At 73.5% G+C, this 17,030-nt stretch carries 12 protein-coding genes and 1 pseudogene; 11 read left to right on the top strand and 2 right to left on the bottom strand.

Annotated features, from left to right (window positions below):
* Positions 1-65 precede the first annotated feature (65 nt).
* From OCT49_RS12770 to OCT49_RS12745, 6 genes are all read left to right on the top strand, one after another.
* The gene (locus OCT49_RS12770; RefSeq protein WP_283851998.1) at positions 66-2,828 is read left to right on the top strand and encodes a lantibiotic dehydratase; all 2,763 of its coding nucleotides are present in this window, start codon (positions 66-68) and stop codon (positions 2,826-2,828) included.
* Positions 2,825-3,883, top strand: coding sequence for a lantibiotic dehydratase C-terminal domain-containing protein (locus tag OCT49_RS12765; protein ID WP_283851997.1), 1,059 nt, complete (start codon positions 2,825-2,827; stop codon positions 3,881-3,883). Before OCT49_RS12770 ends, OCT49_RS12765 begins: the two co-directional genes overlap by 4 nt.
* Complete coding sequence (locus tag OCT49_RS12760; protein ID WP_283851996.1) at positions 3,880-5,022, top strand: M50 family metallopeptidase; 1,143 nt, start codon at positions 3,880-3,882, stop codon at positions 5,020-5,022. The genes OCT49_RS12765 and OCT49_RS12760 overlap by 4 nt, the downstream gene beginning before the upstream one ends.
* A 23-nt stretch (positions 5,023-5,045) precedes the next feature.
* Positions 5,046-6,011 (top strand): ABC transporter ATP-binding protein, encoded by a 966-nt coding sequence (locus OCT49_RS12755; protein ID WP_283851995.1) that lies wholly within the window; start codon positions 5,046-5,048, stop codon positions 6,009-6,011.
* 102 nt (positions 6,012-6,113) lie between these two features.
* Complete coding sequence (locus OCT49_RS12750; RefSeq protein ID WP_283851994.1) at positions 6,114-6,869, top strand: ABC transporter permease; 756 nt, start codon at positions 6,114-6,116, stop codon at positions 6,867-6,869.
* Positions 6,866-8,857, top strand: coding sequence for a TOMM precursor leader peptide-binding protein (locus OCT49_RS12745; RefSeq protein ID WP_283851993.1), 1,992 nt, complete (start codon positions 6,866-6,868; stop codon positions 8,855-8,857). Before OCT49_RS12750 ends, OCT49_RS12745 begins: the two co-directional genes overlap by 4 nt.
* 113 nt (positions 8,858-8,970) lie before the next feature.
* Here OCT49_RS12745 and OCT49_RS12740 read toward each other — a convergent pair whose 3' ends face one another.
* The gene (locus OCT49_RS12740; RefSeq protein ID WP_073790073.1) at positions 8,971-9,147 is read right to left on the bottom strand and encodes a thiazolylpeptide-type bacteriocin; all 177 of its coding nucleotides are present in this window, start codon (positions 9,145-9,147) and stop codon (positions 8,971-8,973) included.
* 256 nt (positions 9,148-9,403) lie between these two features.
* Here OCT49_RS12740 and OCT49_RS12735 point away from each other — a divergent pair, with 256 nt between their 5' ends.
* Together OCT49_RS12735 and OCT49_RS12730 are read left to right on the top strand one after the other, a co-directional pair.
* The gene (locus OCT49_RS12735) at positions 9,404-10,717 is read left to right on the top strand and encodes an amidohydrolase (protein ID WP_283851992.1); all 1,314 of its coding nucleotides are present in this window, start codon (positions 9,404-9,406) and stop codon (positions 10,715-10,717) included.
* The gene (locus OCT49_RS12730) at positions 10,714-11,013 is read left to right on the top strand and encodes a hypothetical protein (RefSeq protein ID WP_283851991.1); all 300 of its coding nucleotides are present in this window, start codon (positions 10,714-10,716) and stop codon (positions 11,011-11,013) included. Before OCT49_RS12735 ends, OCT49_RS12730 begins: the two co-directional genes overlap by 4 nt.
* Before the next feature lie 45 nt (positions 11,014-11,058).
* Here the strand turns inward: OCT49_RS12730 and OCT49_RS12725 are convergent, their stop codons facing one another.
* The gene (locus tag OCT49_RS12725; RefSeq protein ID WP_283851990.1) at positions 11,059-12,057 is read right to left on the bottom strand and encodes a helix-turn-helix domain-containing protein; all 999 of its coding nucleotides are present in this window, start codon (positions 12,055-12,057) and stop codon (positions 11,059-11,061) included.
* Between the two features lie 576 nt (positions 12,058-12,633).
* Here OCT49_RS12725 and mfd point away from each other — a divergent pair.
* From mfd to OCT49_RS12710, 3 genes and pseudogenes are all read left to right on the top strand, one after another.
* A complete protein-coding gene (gene mfd / locus OCT49_RS12720; protein WP_283851989.1) occupies positions 12,634-16,167 on the top strand; it encodes a transcription-repair coupling factor in 3,534 nt (1,177 codons plus the stop codon).
* 144 nt (positions 16,168-16,311) lie between these two features.
* Positions 16,312-16,854, top strand: coding sequence for a GntR family transcriptional regulator (locus tag OCT49_RS12715; RefSeq protein WP_283851988.1), 543 nt, complete (start codon positions 16,312-16,314; stop codon positions 16,852-16,854).
* A pseudogene (locus OCT49_RS12710) lies at positions 16,851-17,027 on the top strand (GntR family transcriptional regulator); the annotation flags it as partial. The gene OCT49_RS12715 and the pseudogene OCT49_RS12710, both read left to right, overlap by 4 nt.
* Positions 17,028-17,030 lie beyond the last annotated feature (3 nt).

The raw sequence follows: 17,030 nt of genomic DNA, 5'->3' as shown, positions 1-17,030 counted from the left end.
TCACCCGACAGGCCCCGGGCGGCAGTCCGACGACCCGCGACCGGAACGAGAAGGGGAGACCCCGCATGACGCCGGACCACCCACCCACCGCCACCACCACCCGCTCCCGCTTCATGCTGCGGGTCGCCGGGCTGCCGGTCGAGAGCGTGCGGGCACTGCGCTGCCCGGACAGCCGCCGCTGGGCCGACGAGGTGCTGCACGCCACCGAGCGGTCCCGGGCCGACGGCGAACGGCTCGGCGACCTCATCCACGGCCTCGTCGGCGGCACCGAGGACGAGGCGCTGCGTCGCACCCTCCTCGGGCTGCGCCGGGACGTCTTCAACAACCGGCTGCCGTCGCCCGCCGCCGCCGACCGGTCCCTCGCCCTGGTGCGCGGGCTCGACGAGGAGACCGGCGCGGCGCTCGCGCACTGGCTGACCGGGCGGCGCCGGCTGGAGGAGCACCGGGCGGCGGGCGGGGCCCTGCTCGCCGAGGAGACCCGGCGCGCCCGCGCCGCGCTGCGCGCGCTGGCGGCCGAGGAACGGCTGCGCAAGGGGCTGCTGCTGGCGTCCCCGGTCCTGGACGCCCAGCTCGACGCGTACGCGGGAAGCACCGCCGACACGCCCCCGGACAAGAAGCGGCGCAAGATCGAACGCTCGCTGCTCTCGTACCTCTACCGCACCGCGTGCAAGACCAGCCCGTTCTCCACGTTCACCGGCATCGTCCCCGGCACCTTCGCCGAAGGGGCCGGGGACGGCGGGGAGGACGGGGACGGGGATGGCGGGGACGGCGGTCTCGGGGTCCGGGTCGAGGACGACTGGACGGGGCTGCTGCGGCTCAACGTCGCCGCCGTCGGCCGCCTCGCGGAGGCGGTGATCGCCGACCCGGTCCGCCGCGCCGACCTGCCGGTCGCCCCGGCCTCCGGCTGGAACCGCGACGACGACCGGGTCCGCTACGTGCGCCGCTGGGTCACCCAGGGCGACGAGGACACCGCCGTCACCTTCGACGCCGTGAAGGACCGGCTGTTCTTCCTGCGCCGCAGCGGCACCCTGGAACGCCTCCTCGGCCTGTTCGAGAGCCGCGGCACCCTCCGCCACGGGGAGCTGACCGCCTGGCTCGCCGAGGACCGGGGCGCGGACGAGGAGGAGTGCGCCCACTACCTGCAAGCCCTCCTCGACCTCGGCATGGTCCAGGTCCCCTGCCTGCGCACCGAGGTCCACGACACCGACCCGCTGCGCGCCTTCCAGACCTCGCTGCGCGGCCTGGACCGGCCCTGGGCCGACCGGCTGGCCGACCGGCTGGAGGCCCCGGCGTCCTGCGTCGAACGGTTCGCCACCGCGACCCCGGACGAACGGCGGGCGCTGATGGCCGAGCTGCGCACCGCGCTGCGCGCCGTCCAGGAGGAGGAACTCGGCACGGACCGGGCGCGGATACCGCAGACCCTGCTGTACGAGGACGTGGCGGCCGGGCGGCACACCGAACTGTCCGCCCCGGCCTGGGAGCGGCTGGCGGCCGGTCCGCTCGGCGCGGTGGAACGCGTACTGCCCGCCTTCGACCTGACGCTGCCGCAGCGCGTCACGTTCAAGGGGTTCTTCCTCGCCCGGTACGGGCAGGGCGGGCGCTGCGACGACCTGCTGAAGCTGGTCCACGACTTCCACGAGGACTTCTTCGACCAGTACATGTCGTTCACCGCCAAGCGCACCGCGTTCGACGCGGACGGCAACTACGTACCGGAGGAGAACTGGCTGTCCCTGCCGCAGCTCAAGGCCCTCGACACGGCCCGGCAGACCTTCGTGGACCGGATGCGGGCCCTGTGGTCCGACTGGGAGAGGGCGGGCGGGGACACGGCGGGCGGGGGCGGCGACGAGATCCGGGTCGACGCCGAGGTGCTCGACGAGGTGGCCGCCGAACTGGCCTCTCTGGAGACGGAGTTCACCCCGCTCGCGCACCACGTGCAGATCGTGGACCGGCCCGCCGACCCGCTGGTCGTCCTCAACCGCTCCTACGGCGGGGTGTCCTTCCCGTTCAGCCGGTTCACGCACCTCTTCGACGGCCTGGACGAACGGCTGCTCGCCGACACCGCCCGGCTGGTGCCCGACGGCGCCGTCCTCGCCGAGGTCACCGGCGGGCCGGTCACCAGCAACCTCAACCTGCACGGCCGGCTCACCGAGTACGAGATCGTCTGCCCCGGCGAACGCGGCACCCTGCCCGAGGACAACCGCATCCACCTGGACGACCTCCACCTCGTCCACGACCGGGACGCCGACCGGCTCGTGCTGCGCTCCACCCGGCTGGGCAAGGAGGTGGTGCCGGTCTACCTGGGCTACCTCGTCCCGCTCGCCCTGCCCGAACTGCCCCGCACCCTGCTGCTGCTCTCGCCGACCTCGATGTCCCCGCTCAACGTGTGGGGCGGGGTGCCCGAGGGCGCGGCGGAGGGCGGGGTGACCCGCAGGCCGCGGGTGCGGCACGGCAGCGTGGTCCTCGCCCGGCGCAGCTGGAGCGCCCCCGCCGCCGTGCTGCCGCTGCGCGGGCCCGGCACCGGGGACGACGCGTGGTTCCTGGGCTGGCACGCGTTCCGCCGCGCCCACCGCCTGCCGGACCGGGTCTTCGCCACCGTCGCCGACAGCGGCGCACGCGGGGCCACCGGGGCCAAGCCGGGCTACGTCGACTTCGACAGCCCGCTCTCCCTGGCCGCGTTCGAGGCGCTGATCAGGACCGCGGAGGCCCGGGTCGTGTTCCGGGAGATGCTGCCCGACGAGGACGGGCTGCACGCCGTCTCCGGCCGGGGCCGCCACGTCGCCGAACTCGCGGTGGAGACCCTCCCCGCCCGAAGGAGAGAGCAGTCATGACCTCAGCCCCCCTCGCCCCGGCCACCGACCGGACCGACCGGGCGGGAGCCTGGCAGGCCACCCACGTCTTCTACGCCGCCAACCCCCGGCCGATGCTCACCCAGTGCATCCGCCCCCTGGTCGCGGAACTGGAGGCGGACGGCCTGCTCGCGGGCTACTTCTTCATCAACTACTGGCTGGAGGGCCCCCACGTCCGGCTGCGGATCAAGCCGTCCTCGCCCGGCGCCGAGGCGGAGGTCCGGCGCCGCACCGAGGCCGCCCTCGACACGTTCCTGGCCGAACGGCCCGCGCTGTACGAGGTCGACTCCGGGTTCCTCAACGACTTCTACAACACCCTGTTCGACATCGAGTTCCCCGGCGCCGAACGCGGCCACTACACCGACGACCAGGGCCGGATGCGGCTGCGCCCCAACAACTCGCGCAGCGCGGAACCGTACGAGCCGGAGTACGGCAAGTACGGCGGCCCGGCCGGGATCGAACTCGCCGAATGGCACTTCCGGCACTCCAGCGACCTCGTCATCGACGCCTTCCGGACGAAGAACCTCCATCTGCGGACCGTGCTGCTCGGCACCTCCGCCCAGCTGATGATGGTGATGGCCGCGGCCTTCCTGCCCGACCGGGAGGAACTCGCGGACTACCTCGACAGCTACTACGAGTTCTGGCACCGGGCCTTCCCCGGCACCGGCTTCATCGGCAGCGAGGAGTACGACCGCAACTACGCCTCGATGGCCCCCGGCCTGGCCGCCCGCTTCGCCCGGATCAGGGCCGCCGTGGCGGGCGAGGAGGGCGCGGCCCGGCTGCCCGGCTTCCTGGCCGGCTGGGCCGAGCACTGCGTCGAACTGCGCGAACGGGCCGTCGCACTGGCCCTGAAGGGCGAGTTGACGTTCCGCTCCTGGGACGGCGAGCGCGATGAGACGGTCACCGACCCGGCGGCCGCCCTGCCGCTGCTGCTCTCCCCGTACATGCACATGACCAACAACCGGCTGCACGTGACGATCAGGGACGAGGCGTACCTCTCGCACGTGCTGGGCCGGGCCCTGCGGGAGCAGGCGTGAGCGCCACCCCCGACGCCGGTGCCGCCGCCGACGCCGCCGACGCCCTGGCCGAGTACCGGCCCGGGCTGCGGCCCCACGTCCTGCTCAGCGAGGCACTGCTGCAGGGCGCCGCGACGGTGCACCTGATCAAGGACACCGACAGCGGCAGCTCCTTCAGGGTCGGCCCCAAGGAGCACTTCCTCATCGCCCGGATGGACGGGGAACGCAGCCTGCGGGAGATCGGCGAGGAGTACGCGCGGGAGTACGGGCGCAGGCTGGACGGCGCCCGCTGGCAGCAGATCCTGCGGATGCTCGGCTCCCGCGGCCTGCTGGCCGGCGCCCCGGCCGCCGCACCCGCCGCCCCCCGGCCCGAGCCCGCCGAGCCGCCCCGCGGGCTGCTGCGCGGCAGCGTCCGGCTGGTCGCCGACGCGGACGCCACCACCGCCCGGCTGCACCGGGCGGTCGGCTTCCTGCTGACCCCCGGCTGGCTGGTGCCCCTGCTGGCCCTGGTGGTCGCCATGGAGGCGGCCGTCGTCCTGAACATCGGTCAACTCCTCGTGCATACCTGGGAGTTGTTCAGAAATCCGGTGCTGCTGGTCGGCATCGCCACCCTGCTCTGGTTCAGCACCGCCCTGCACGAACTCGCCCACGGCGTCGTCGCCCGGCACCACGGCGGCACGGTGGCCGAAATAGGACTGCGCTGGCGGCTGCCCGTGATCATCATGTACTGCACCGTCGACAACTACCTCTACCTGGGCTCCCGTCGGCAACGCGTCGACACGGCGCTGGCGGGCGCGGTGATGAACCTGCTGTTCCTGCTCCCGTTCTGCGCCCTGTGGCTGTTCGCACCACTGGACGCGGCCACGCACGACGCGCTCGGCGCACTGCTGCTCCTGGGCAGCGTGCAGGCGTTCGCGATGCTGGTCCCCCTCCCGCCGCTGGACGGCTACCGGATCGTGAGCCAGCTGTGCGGGGCCACCGACCTGGCCGCCTCGACCGGCGCGTACCTGCGCCTGGCCGTCCGCCGCGACCCGGCGGCAGCCGCGTACCCGCGCCGCGCCCGGACCGTCTACCTCGCCTACGGGCTGGGTTCGGTGCTCGTGCTCGTACTGATCATCGGCACGGTCGCGGCCGGTGCCCACCACCTGCTGACCGTGTGACCAACCACCGCAAGGAGAAACCCATGCCCCCCACCGCCCCGTCCACGTCCCCGGACAGCGGGACCGGCCCGGACGGCGGCCCCCCGCCGGCCGCCGTCGTCCTGGCGGACGTCCACAAGCGGTACGGCGACAAGCACGCCGTGAACGGGGTGTCCCTCACCGTGCCGCGCGGCGAGTTCTTCGGACTGCTCGGACCCAACGGGGCGGGCAAGACCACCCTCGTCGAGATCATGGAGGGGCAGCGCAGGGCCGACTCCGGGACCGTGACCGTCCTCGGCGCCAGTCCCTGGCCGCGCAACCCGGAACTGCTGCCCCGGCTCGGCGTGCAGACCCAGACCTCGGCGTTCTTCGTCCGCCTCACCGCCCGCGAGCACCTGCGCACCATGGCCGCCCTCTACCGGACCGACCGGGCGGCGGCCGAACGCGCGCTGGAGTCCGTCGGCCTCACCGACCAGGGCGACACCCGGGTCGACGACCTCTCCGGCGGCCAGCGCCAGCGGCTCGCCATCGCCTCCGCGCTGGTCCACGAACCCGAACTGATCTTCCTGGACGAGCCGACCGCCGCCCTCGACCCGCAGGCCCGCCGGGCCCTGTGGCAGGTGCTGCGCGACCTCAAGGGCGCGGGCCGCACCATCATCTACACCACCCACCACCTCGACGAGGCCGAGGCGCTCTGCGACCGGGTCGCCATCATGGTCGAGGGTTCCGTCGCCGCCCTCGACAGCCCCGCCCGGCTGATCGCCGCGGCCGGCCCCACCACCCGGCTGGTGGTCCCCGCGGACCGGCTGACCCCCGCCCGCGCCCAGGAGATCGAGGGCGTGGACCGCGTCACCGAGGAACCGGACGCGCTCGTCCTGGAAACCCTCGAATCGGGCAAGGTGCTGGCCGCCCTCGACGCCCTGGGCGGACTCCAGGGCGTGCAGACGCGCACCGCCAGCCTCGAGGACGTGTACCTGACGCTCACCGGCACCGGTACGCCGCAGCCGTAACAACCCGCCGGAACCCCCGCCCTCAGCCGTCCCGGCCCCGCCCCTCCGCAGCCGTACCGGCCCCGACCCCCCCCGCACCACCAGCGATACGGAGACCTCCCGATGAGCGCATACGCGGCGCTGAGCCAGGCCGGATACCGGGCCTACACGCGCGACAAGACCACCCTCTTCTTCACCTTCGCCTTCCCGCTCATCTTCCTGGTGGTCTTCGGACTGATCTTCCACGGACAGACCGTCGAGCAGAGCGGCAAGCCCTACATCAACTACATCGCCCCCGGCGTCCTGTCGTGGGGCGTCGGCAACGCGGCCGTGTTCGGCGTCGGCTTCGTCCTCATGCAGTGGCGGCGCGACGACATCCTGCGCCTCATCCGGATGACCCCCACCCCGGTCTCCGCCGTGCTCGCCTCCCGCTACGTCCTGGCGCTGGGCATCGGCGCCGTGCAGTCCGTGCTCTTCGTCGCCGTGGCCCTGCTGCCCTCGTTCGGCCTGGAACTGGACGGCCGCTGGCCGCTCGCCCTGCCGGTGCTGGTCCTCGGCATCACCGCGTTCCTCGCCCTGGGCGTCATCGTCGGCAGCTACGCGAAGACCCCCGAGGCCGTCGCCGCCGTCGCCAACTGCCTGATGATCCCGATGGCGTTCCTGTCCGGCTCGTTCTTCCCGCTGGACGCCATGCCGGACTGGATGCAGAACCTCTCCCGCGTCCTGCCGCTGCGCTACCTCAACGACGGGATATCCGGCGCCCTGACCGGCGACGGCACCACCGGGGACATCGGCCTGTCCTGCGCGGTGCTCGCCGGCTTCGCCCTCGTCCTGATCGCGATCGCGCTCAAGACCTTCCGCTGGAGCGACAAGTCATGACGACCGCCACCGCCACCACTGCCGCCTCCTCCGCTCCCGCCCCGCCCGTGCGCGGTGAGAGCCCGCTGGAGGACGCCCGCACCGTCCTCCAGCACGAACTGACCGCCCGCCACGCCCGGCCGGCGGACCAAAAGGCCCTGCCTGCCCCGCTCGTCGTCCCGCTGGGCGCGGCCGACACCCTCGGCTTCGGCCGCCCCGACCCGTACGCCGGCCACCGCCCCGCCGCCAACGTCCAGCTCACCTCCCGCGCCGTGCTGATCGGCCCCTGGGGCGGCGACCCGGACGCCGCGGCCTGCGGGCAGTGCCTGGCCATGCGCTGGCAGCGGCTGCGCAGCCGCTCGGAGCGCGAGGCCCTGGAACTGGGCGGCACCCCGCACGGCGCCACCCACTGGCCGGTCCTCACGGATTACGCGGTCGATGCCGTCTGGGCCACCTACCGCGCCGCGCTGGGCGGCGGCCACGACCTCCCCGACGCGACCCCCGCCGACCGCGCCCTGCCCCGGGTCACCCGGGTCGACCTGGTGACCCTCGCCACCGCGACGTTCCCGCTGCTGCCCGAACCCCTGTGCCCCGCCTGCGTCCAGGAGGTCCCCGACACCGCCGAAGCGGCCCGCATGGCGCTGCGCCCCGCCCCCAAGCCCGACCCGGACGGCTACCGGCTGCGGCCGCTGTCCTCCTACCCGCTGCCGACCGCGGCCCTCGCCAACCCGGTGTGCGGCGCGCTGGGTTCGGATGTCTGGATCAACCCCACCTCCACCACCACGGCACCGGTCGCCGGCACCCACTTCGTCCGCGGCTACGCCGGGCTCAACGACGTCACCTGGAGCGGCCAGGCCAACGGCTACGACACCAGCCGGGTCCTCGCCCACCTGGAGGGCCTGGAACGGTACGCGGGCACCACCCGCAGACGCGGCACCTCGCCAGTCCTGGGCAGCTACCACGAACTGGCCGACCACGCCGTGGACCCCGCCGCGTGCGGGCTCTACGCCCCCGAGACCTACGCCAACGACCCGATGGTCTCCCCGTTCGACCCGGACCGGCCCATCCCCTGGGTGTGGGGCCACTCCCTGCGCGACGACCGCCCCGTCCTGGTGCCCGCCCGGCTCGCCCACTACAGCGCCGGGGTCGAAGCCGACAACTTCGTCTTCGAGTGCTCCAACGGCTGCGCCACCGGCGGCAGCCTGGAGGAGGCGATCCTCTACGGGCTGCTGGAGATCGTCGAACGGGACGCCTTCCTCCTGGCCTGGTACGGCCGCACCCCCCTCACCGCGATCGACCTCGGCGCCTGCCGCTCCCCGGCCGTCCGCACGATGATCGACCGGGCCGCGCTGCACGGTTACGACGTCCACGCCTTCGACACCCGGATGGATCTGGCCGTCCCCGTCGTCACGGCCCTCGCGGTGCGCCGGGACGGCGGGTACGGGACGCTGTCGTTCGCCGCCGCCGCCGGGTTCGACCCGGAGGACACCATCGGGTCCGCCCTGTCCGAAGTCCTCACCTACATCCCGCACCTGCCCTACCAGGTCGCCGAACGTTACGCCGAACTCGTCGCGATGGAACGGGACTTCACCCTCGTGCGGCAGCTGAAGGACCACGCCCAGCTGCACGGGCTGCCCGCGATGGCCGAGCACGCGGAGGAGTACCTGAACCCCGTCGCCGTACGCTCCCCGACCGACACCTTCGCCGACTGGGAACCGCTGCGCCCCCGCACCGGGGACCTGCTGGACGACCTGAACCTGCTGGTCGGCCGGATCGCCGCCGCCGGGCACGACGTCGTCGCGGTCGACCAGACCACCCCCGAACAGCGCCGGATGGGCCTGCACACCGTCGCCGCCGTCGTCCCCGGGCTGCTGCCGCTGGACTTCGGCTGGACCCGGCAGCGGGCCCTGCTGATGCCCCGGCTGCGCACCGCCCTGCGGACCTCGGGGCGGCGGGCGGACGACCTCCCGGAGTCCGCGGTCAAGCGCGTCCCGCACCCCTTCCCGTGAGGACCCCCGCGTCCTTCACCGGCGCGGGCGGGGCATCCCTTCCCGGGACGCCCGCGGGCCCCCTCCGCGCCGACGGCGCGAAGAGGGCCCGCGTACCCGCGTGTGCGACCGGATCAGGCGCAGCAGGAGGTGGTGCTGGTGGTGCTGGAGCAGGTCGAGGTCGAGGAGCAGGACGTCGAACCGGCGAGCACGACCTCGGCCGCGTCCGAGTAGTCCGAGATCTCGAAGGTCTCCGACTCCAGCTCCAGGATCTCGTCGGCGAGGGTGGCGAGCTCGGTCTTCGGGGCCATGGTGTTCTCCCTTGGCTCACGGGGATCGGCCGGCCGATCCGGCGCTGTTCCCCTGCGGTGCTGCCATTGCAGCGGGGACCGCTGTCAGATCGGCCGCGCTTTCGCTGTCAGATCGCTGGCACCCCGTGACAGCGGAACGCCGAACTCCTGAAACCGGACCGGCGCAGGCTCATGGCAGGACCCTGTGCTCCCCCCGGCACCGGACCGCGTGCTCCGCACGGCACCGGACCGCCCCAGCGGAACGAGGTGAGATGGCATGACGACGAAGGAGAACCCCGCTCCACCCCAGCCCCCGCCACCGGTACCGTCCCCGGCCGTCGCCCGAACGGTCCTGCGCCCCGCGCTCGAGCTGTACCTCGACGTGCACGCCCACCCGGAGCTCTCCGGGGCGGAGGCACGCACCGCCGACCGGTTCGCCGCCCGGCTGGAAGCGAGCGGCTGCACGGTCACCCGGAAGGTCGGCGGCGGCCACGGACTCGTGGGCGTCCTGCGCAACGGGCCCGGCCCGACCGTGCTGCTGCGCACCGAACTCGACGCCCTGCCGGTCACCGAACGCACCGGCCTCGCCTACGCGAGCACCGTGCCCGGCGTCATGCACGCCTGCGGCCACGACCTCCATCTCGCCGCGGTCGCCGGGGCGGTGGACGAACTCGCCCGGACGCGCGCGGAGTGGAGCGGCACGGTCCTGGTCGTGGGCCAGCCCGCCGAGGAGACCCTGAACGGGGCGCGGGAGATGCTCGCGGACGGGCTGTACGAGCGGTTCGGCACCCCGGACGTGGCCCTCGCCCAGCACACCTCGCCCGCCCCCGCCGGCACCCTCGCGCACGCCGCGGACTTCCGCGCCCCCTTGATGGCGGCCGGGGCGGCGGTGGACATCACCCTGTACGGGCGGGGCGGCCACGCGGGCACCCCGCACCTGGCCGTCGACCCGGTGCCGGCGGCGGCGGCCACCGTCCTGCGGCTCCAGACCGTCGTCTCGCGGGAGACGGCCCCGGCCGAGCAGGCGGTGCTGGGCGTCGGGATGCTGCGGGCCGGGGAGCGCGGCAACGTGATCCCGGAGACGGCCGAACTGTCCCTGTGCCTGCGGGCGTCGTCCGAGCAGGCGCTCGACCGGATGACGGCCGCGGTGCGGCGGATCGTGGCGGCCGAGAGCGCGGCGTCCGGCTGCCCGAGGGAACCGGACCTGGCCGTCACCGCGCGCTCGCCCGCCCTGCGCACCGACGCCGCCGTCACCGCGGGGGTGCGCCGGGCGCACGAGGCGCTGTTCGGCCCGGAACGGGTGACGGACTGCGGCTCCCTCACGGCCACCGAGGACTTCTCGTGGTTCGGCGCCCCGGGCGGCTCTCGGCCCGGCTCTCCGTCCGGCTTCCCGGCGGTGGCGACGGTGTACTGGCTGTTCGGCGTGACCGGGGCACGGCAGTGGCGCGCCGCCCGCGCCGGCGGGCCGCCCGTACCGCCCAACCACGCCCCGGAGTTCGCCCCGGACGTGCGCACCGCGCTGCCGGCCGGGATCGCGGCGATGGCCTCGGCCGCCCGGCACGTGCTGAACCCGGAAGGGAACGCGCCATGACCTGCTCCGACCGGAAGACCGGGCACGCGCCGGGGTCCGCCCCGGGGCGCACCGCCGACCACGTCGACGTGGTCACCGTCCGCCGGGACAGCACCGCCCCGACCGGGGAGACCACCGTCGTACGCCTGCTGAGCCTGCTCCCCGCCCACTGGGCCTGCACCCCGTGCTCCGTGGGCTCCGACCGGATCGCCCTGCGCATCGGCCTGACCCGCACCGTGGACCGGCCGACGGTCCGCCGCGCGGTCTCCGGCGCCCTCGCCGACCGGGCCCTGGAGGGCTGGACGGAGGAACGATGACTGCGGGAACGCGGGAGGAGGAGCCCGAGCCGCCCCGCCCGGCGATCAGATCCAGCCTCGTTCCCGGGCCAGCAGGGCCGCCTGGGCCCGGCTCGCCGCGCCGAGCTTCTGCATCAGGTCGGCGACGTAGCGCCGGTAGGTCCGCACCGACAGGCCCAGCTCCCGGGCGCCCGCCTCGTCCTTGCCCACGGTGCACATGGACACCAATACCCGGCGCTCCGTGTCCGACAGGCGGTCGTCGCCCGCCCCGGCCTCCTCGGCGTCCGCCTTCGACAGGTCCTCGGCCTGGTCCCAGATCTTCTCGAAGAGCGCGATGATGTTGGAGACCAGCCCGCTGCGGTGGGCGAGCAGCGCGCCGCGCGAGGTGTCGTGCGGGTCCAGCGGGACCAGCGCGGCCCTGCGGTCGTACACCAGCAGCCGTTCGGCGGTGTGCGCCGTCACCCGGATCGCGGCCCCGTGCTCGACCAGCTCGCGCAGATATGCGGCGGTTGCCGCATCCTGCAACGCGGCCCGGGCGACGACGTTCCGGATGCGCACACCGCGCTGCAGGCACCGCAGATCCAGCGGGCGGGAGCGGGCGATGTTCTCCGGCGACAGCTTCGTGTACGGCTCCACGGAGAGGATCTCGTCCCGGGCGAAGAAGGCGAGATCGTCGATCCGGTCGCGGATCCGGTCGAGCCCCTCCAGCTGCTCGATGCCCGGCGGGGAGGGGCTGCGGGCCCCCTGCTCCGCGCGTAGACCGTCCACGACGTGCCGGGAACAGGTCACGCGCTGGAGTTCCTGGTGCAGGGCGTGCAGCCTCAGATCGGTCAGCCGGGTCAGCGCGACTTCCGGATCCGTCGGGAAAATGCGCTGGTCAGGGCCTTCCGGGTGGATCAGGCCGAGGTCCTGGAGCCGCTCGACGCACGCACGGGCCACCTCGGGGGCGGTGTGCAGCAGGAGATGCAGGTCGTCGGCGGCGGTGCCGGGGTTGCGCAGGAAATGCCGGTAGAGCTCCTCCTCGGCCTCCGAGACCCCGAACACGGACATCTCGTTGTCGCCCACGCGTGCCCCCGCTGACTGATCCGTGCATGGCCGTACACCTCCGGGGATCACCCCGGGGGTGCTGGTCGACGGCTGCTCTGCTCACCGGTTGTGGAACCTTCGGCCAAAGCGTAGACGCTGGGGCCGCTCCTGTGAGGATCCCGGACGCAACTGTGTGGGATGTGGAGACGAACGGTGTGTGGCCCACGACGAGCGGCCCCGGACGCGCGCCGGACGGTATCCGGGGCCTCGCGCGCACGGGAGCGGCCCCGGCCGGCGACACCCCGGCGCCCCGCCGACGCCTCGCCGAATTCACCGCCCCGCCGGATTCGGCACCCCGGCGTCCCGACAAATACCGGCCACTCGCCTTCCCTTGCCCTGACGGATACCGGCCGCCGACCCTCCCCCGCCCCGACGGATACCGGCCGCCCGCCCTCCGCGTCCCGGCCGATTGCGCACGCGGCTGTCACACCGGCGTCGTACGCTGGATTCCCCCCCGGCCCGTGAGACGTGTCGGGCCCTTCGCGTTGCCCCTCGCGCGGCCCTGGCAGCAGCCGGCTGTCGGGACCCGCCCTCGTTCCCGGACGGAAGCCCTTCATGAGTCTGCACGGTCTGCTGGATGTCGTCGTACGTGACCCGGCACTCTCCGAAGCGGTGAAGGCCGCCGACAGCGGCCACCGGATGCACGTGGACCTCGTCGGCCCGCCCGCCGCCCGCCCCTTCGCCGTCGCCGCGCTGGCCCGCGAGACCGGGCGCACCGTGCTCGCCGTCACCGCGACCGGCCGGGAGGCCGAGGACCTGGCCGCCGCGCTGCGCACCCTGCTGCCGCCGGAGACGATCGCGGAGTTCCCGTCCTGGGAGACCCTGCCGCACGAGCGGCTCTCGCCCCGCTCGGACACCGTGGGCCGCCGCCTCGCCGTGCTGCGGCGCCTCGTGCACCCGAGGGAGGACGACCCGGAGACCGGACCGGTCTCCGTCATCGTCGCCCCCGTCCGTTCCGTGCTCCAGCCGCAGGTCAAGGGGCTCGGCGACCTGGAGCCGGTGTCGTTGCGCATCGGGCAGGCCGCCGACCTCGGCAAGACGGTCGAGGCGCTCTCGGCCGCGGCGTACGCCCGGGTGGAACTGGTTGAGAAGCGCGGCGAGTTCGCGGTGCGCGGCGGCATCCTGGACGTCTTCCCGCCGACCGAGGAGCACCCCCTGCGGGTGGAGTTCTGGGGCGACGACGTCGAGGAGATCCGCTACTTCAAGATCGCCGACCAGCGGTCGCTGGAGATCGCCGAACACGGGCTGTGGGCCCCGCCCTGCCGCGAGCTGCTGCTCACCGACGAGGTGCGCGAGCGGGCCGCCGCGCTCGCCGAGGCCCACCCCGAACTGGGCGAACTCCTCAACAAGATCGCCGAGGGGATCGCGGTGGAGGGCATGGAGTCCCTCGCCCCGGTCCTCGTCGACGACATGGAGCTGCTGCTCGACGTGCTGCCGAAGGGCTCGATGGCGCTGGTCTGCGACCCGGAGCGGGTCCGGACCCGGGCGGCCGACCTGGTCGCCACCAGCCAGGAGTTCCTCCAGGCGTCCTGGGCCGCCACCGCGGGCGGGGGCCAGGCCCCGATCGACGTCGGCGCGGCCTCCCTGTGGGGCATCGCGGACGTCCGGGACCGGGCCCGCGAGCTGGGGATGATGTGGTGGTCGGTCTCCCCGTTCGCCGCCGACGCCGCCGACGCGGAGGACGACACGCTCACGTTCGGCATGCACGCCCCGGAGGCGTACCGCGGCGACACCGCCCGCGCGTTCGCCGACACCAAGGGCTGGATCGCCGACGGCTGGCGCACGGTGTACGTCACCGAGGGCCAGGGCCTGGCCGCCCGCACCGTCGAGGTGTTGAGCGGCGAGGGCATCGCCGCCCGCCTCGACCCGGATCTGGCGGAGGTCTCCCCGTCCGTCGTGCACGTCTCCTGCGGCGCGATCGACCACGGCTTCGTCGACCCGGCGCTGGGGCTCGCCGTCCTGACCGAGACGGACCTCACCGGGCAGCGCACCGCCACCAAGGACCTGGGCCGGATGCCGGCCCGCCGCCGCAAGACGATCGACCCGCTGACGCTGGAGACCGGCGACTACATCGTCCACGAACAGCACGGCGTGGGCCGCTACATCGAGATGGTGCAGCGCACCGTGCAGGGCGCCACCCGCGAGTACCTCCTCGTCGAGTACGCCCCCGCCAAGCGCGGCCAGCCCGGCGACCGCCTGTACATCCCGACCGACCAGCTGGAACAGGTCACCAAGTACGTCGGCGGCGAGGCGCCCACCCTGCACCGGCTCGGCGGCGCCGACTGGACGAAGACCAAGGCGCGCGCCAAGAAGGCCGTCAAGGAGATCGCCGCCGACCTGATCAAGCTGTACTCGGCCCGGATGGCGGCCCCCGGCCACACCTTCGGCCCCGACACCCCCTGGCAGCGCGAACTGGAGGACGCCTTCCCGTACGCGGAGACGCCCGACCAGCTCTCCACCATCGCCGAGGTCAAGGAGGACATGGAGAAGTCCGTCCCGATGGACCGGCTGATCTGCGGCGACGTCGGCTACGGCAAGACGGAGATCGCGGTCCGGGCGGCGTTCAAGGCGGTCCAGGACGGCAAGCAGGTCGCCGTCCTCGTACCCACCACCCTCCTGGTCCAGCAGCACTACGGCACGTTCACCGAGCGCTACTCCCAATTCCCGGTCAACGTACGGGCACTGAGCCGCTTCCAGTCCGAGGCGGAGTCCAAGGCCACCCTCGAAGGGCTCCGCGAGGGCTCCGTCGACCTGGTCATCGGCACCCACCGCCTCTTCTCCTCCGAGACCAGGTTCAAGGACCTGGGCCTGGTCATCGTCGACGAGGAGCAGCGCTTCGGCGTCGAGCACAAGGAGCAGCTGAAGAAGCTCCGCGCCAACGTGGACGTCCTCACCATGTCCGCGACGCCCATCCCCCGTACGCTCGAAATGGCCGTGACCGGCATCCGCGAGATGTCGACGATCACCACGCCGCCCGAGGAGCGCCACCCGGTCCTCACCTTCGTCGGCCCGTACGAGGAGAAGCAGATCGGCGCGGCCATCCGCCGCGAACTGCTCCGCGAGGGCCAGGCGTTCTACATCCACAACCGCGTCGAGTCGATCGACCGCGCCGCCGCCCGCCTCCGCGAGATCGTCCCCGAGGCCCGGATCGCCACGGCCCACGGCCAGATGTCCGAACAGGCCCTGGAACAGGTGGTGGTGGACTTCTGGGAGAAGAAGTTCGACGTCCTGGTCTCCACGACGATCGTCGAGTCCGGCATCGACATCTCCAACGCCAACACCCTGATCGTGGAGCGCGGCGACAACTTCGGCCTCTCCCAGCTGCACCAGCTGCGCGGCCGGGTCGGCCGGGGCCGCGAGCGCGGCTACGCGTACTTCCTCTACCCGCCGGAGAAGCCGCTCACCGAGACCGCCCACGAACGCCTGGCCACGATCGCCCAGCACACCGAGATGGGCGCGGGCATGTACGTGGCGATGAAGGACCTGGAGATCCGCGGCGCCGGGAACCTCCTGGGCGGCGAGCAGTCCGGCCACATCGCGGGCGTCGGCTTCGACCTGTACGTCCGCATGGTGGGCGAGGCGGTCGCCGACTACCGGGCCTCCCTGGAGGGCGGCGTGGAGGAGGAACCGCCGCTGGAGGTCAAGATCGAGCTCCCGGTCGACGCCCACGTCCCGCACGACTACGCCCCCGGCGAGCGGCTGCGCCTCCAGGCGTACCGCGCCATCGCCTCCGCCAACACGGAGGACGACATCCGGGCCGTGCGGGAGGAGCTGACCGACCGCTACGGCAAGCTCCCCGAACCGGTCGAGAACCTCCTCCTGGTCGCCGGCCTGCGCATGCTGGCCCGCGCCTGCGGCGTCGGCGAGATCGTGCTCCAGGGCCCGAACATCCGCTTCGCCCCGGTCGAGCTGCGCGAGTCGCAGGAGCTGCGCCTCAAGCGCCTCCACCCCAAGACGGTCATCAAGCCGGCCACCCACCAGATCCTCGTCCCCCGCCCCACCACGGGCCGGATCGGCGGCAAGCCGGTGGTGGGCCGCGAACTGCTGGCGTGGACGGGCGAGTTCCTCACGACGATCCTGGGCTCCTGACCCCGGAACGGTTCAGCCCCGGCCCCGCCGCGGATGCGGCGGGACCGGGTTTTTCACGGCGTGGGGGTGGGGGCCGCTCGCCTGCGGTGGGACGCGACAGACCGGTACACGGACCGGTACAGGGGCGGCGAAGGGAGAGGCGGTATGGGCGGCGGTGAATGGGTCGGCACCTCGGTGCCGTACCTCGCGGGGTCTGCCGGTGCCGGTGGCGACGCGTGGGCCGCGGAGGCCGCGGCGGAAGGCCGCCGGGGCGGTCAGCGGATCGTCGGGGCGGGCGAGGTGGAGCCGCCGGAAGCGGTCGCGGAGCTGCTGGGAACTCCGGCCGGGCAGTGCGTCGTCGCCCGGCGCAGGATCATGTACCTCGATGACGAACCCTGCGAGTTGACGGACACGTACTACCCGCTGGACATCGCGGGCGGCACCGCCCTTGCCGGAACGGCGAAGATCCGGGGCGGGGCGGTCAGGCTGCTGGCGGAGCTGGGGCACGTGGGCGCACGCGTGCGCGAGGACGTGACCGCGCGGGCGGCGACCGATCACGAGTGCGAGCAACTGCGGCTGGTGACCGGGGAACCCGTGCTGCAACTGACCCGCCTCACCCTCGACGGGGCGGACCGGCCCATTCAGGTCGACGTGATGGCGATGCCGCCACGACGTCAGAAACTGCGGTACGAGCTCAAGATCGGATGACCGTGCCCGGACCCGAAGCGGATGCCGCCGACCGCCGTTCCCTGCACGAGCGGATCGCGGCCGACCTCAGGGACCGGATCTTGGACGGCGACCTCGCTCCGGGTGCCAACCTGCCCTCCACCGCACGGCTCAAGGAGCAATTCGACGCCTCGAACGCCACGACCCCACGGTCCGGA

Source organism: Streptomyces sp. ML-6 (genome assembly GCF_030116705.1).
GTDB lineage: Bacteria > Actinomycetota > Actinomycetes > Streptomycetales > Streptomycetaceae > Streptomyces.
Note: the sequence above shows the minus strand (reverse complement) of the source record. Positions and strands in the feature narration are given on the sequence as shown.

Excerpts from the sequence above, each read along its gene's own strand:
- mfd (WP_283851989.1), top strand. The coding sequence starts at position 12,634 with ATGAGTCTGCACGGTCTGCTGGATGTCGTCGTACGTGACCCGGCACTC.
- OCT49_RS12715 (WP_283851988.1), top strand. The coding sequence starts at position 16,312 with ATGGGCGGCGGTGAATGGGTCGGCACCTCGGTGCCGTACCTCGCGGGG.
- OCT49_RS12750 (WP_283851994.1), top strand. The coding sequence starts at position 6,114 with ATGAGCGCATACGCGGCGCTGAGCCAGGCCGGATACCGGGCCTACACG.
- OCT49_RS12765 (WP_283851997.1), top strand. The coding sequence starts at position 2,825 with ATGACCTCAGCCCCCCTCGCCCCGGCCACCGACCGGACCGACCGGGCG.
- OCT49_RS12735 (WP_283851992.1), top strand. The coding sequence starts at position 9,404 with ATGACGACGAAGGAGAACCCCGCTCCACCCCAGCCCCCGCCACCGGTA.
- OCT49_RS12755 (WP_283851995.1), top strand. The coding sequence starts at position 5,046 with ATGCCCCCCACCGCCCCGTCCACGTCCCCGGACAGCGGGACCGGCCCG.
- OCT49_RS12770 (WP_283851998.1), top strand. The coding sequence starts at position 66 with ATGACGCCGGACCACCCACCCACCGCCACCACCACCCGCTCCCGCTTC.
- OCT49_RS12730 (WP_283851991.1), top strand. The coding sequence starts at position 10,714 with ATGACCTGCTCCGACCGGAAGACCGGGCACGCGCCGGGGTCCGCCCCG.
- OCT49_RS12745 (WP_283851993.1), top strand. The coding sequence starts at position 6,866 with ATGACGACCGCCACCGCCACCACTGCCGCCTCCTCCGCTCCCGCCCCG.
- OCT49_RS12740 (WP_073790073.1), bottom strand. The coding sequence starts at position 9,147 with ATGGCCCCGAAGACCGAGCTCGCCACCCTCGCCGACGAGATCCTGGAG.